The sequence below is a fragment of the Cupriavidus yeoncheonensis genome (assembly GCF_905397275.1).
GTDB classification, from domain to species: Bacteria; Pseudomonadota; Gammaproteobacteria; order Burkholderiales; family Burkholderiaceae; genus Cupriavidus; species Cupriavidus yeoncheonensis.
Genome location: NZ_CAJPUY010000075.1, coordinates 1 through 772, shown reverse-complemented (window position 1 = coordinate 772; position 772 = coordinate 1). Strand labels below are relative to the sequence as shown.

The 772-nt window shown below is 59.3% G+C and carries 1 protein-coding gene; it reads left to right on the top strand.

Annotated elements, in window-relative coordinates:
- The coding region (locus tag KHO22_RS32345) for an IS5 family transposase (RefSeq protein WP_211951264.1) at positions 1-637 on the top strand (637 nt) is incomplete at its 5' end.
- Positions 638-772: the final 135 nt, after the last annotated feature.

Here is a 772-nt window from a genome sequence, read left to right as displayed (position 1 = left end):
CCGCCACCTGCTCGAAGAGCATAAGCTGGGTGAGAAGCTGTTTGCCGAAGTTGGCCGGGTGCTGCAAACCAGGGGCGTAAAGCTCAACAGCGGCACGATCGTGGATGCCACGCTGATTGCAGCGCCGAGTTCGACGAAGAATGAACAGAAGACGCGTGACCCGGAAATGCATCAAACGTGCAAAGGAAAGCAGTGGCACTTTGGCATGAAACTTCACATTGGCGTCGACAGCCAGAGCGGCCTGGCCCATAGCGCCGTCGTCACGGCGGCCAACGTGCATGACAAGCATCCGCTGCCACAACTGCTGCATGGTCAGGAGCAACGGGTCTATGGCGACAGCGCCTATGCGAGCCAGAAGGAGCTGATTCACAGCAAGGCGCCAAAGGCACGGGACTTCACCAATAAGCGCACACGTCGCGCGGGCCAGATCGACGAAGTGGTGCGCAGGAAGAATCGCAACAAGTCGAAGATCCGGGCTCGGGTTGAGCACGTATTCGGTGTTGTGAAGCGGTTGTGGGGCTTCACGAAGGTGCGCTATCGCGGCCTGGCGAAGAACGCCAATCGCGCCTTCGTCGCGCTGGCGCTGGCCAACGTGTACCTGTGCCGAACGCGGCTGATGGCACAGGTACGCCCGTAATGGGCCAAAAGCGGGCAAATCGCCCGCTTTTATAGCCCGCAAGGGCAGGAAGACGCGAATAACAGTCGCTTCCCCAGCGAAATACCCTTTGATCAACCGGCCAAGCGTCAATTCAGAGGCTTGTTCAGCGTTGCC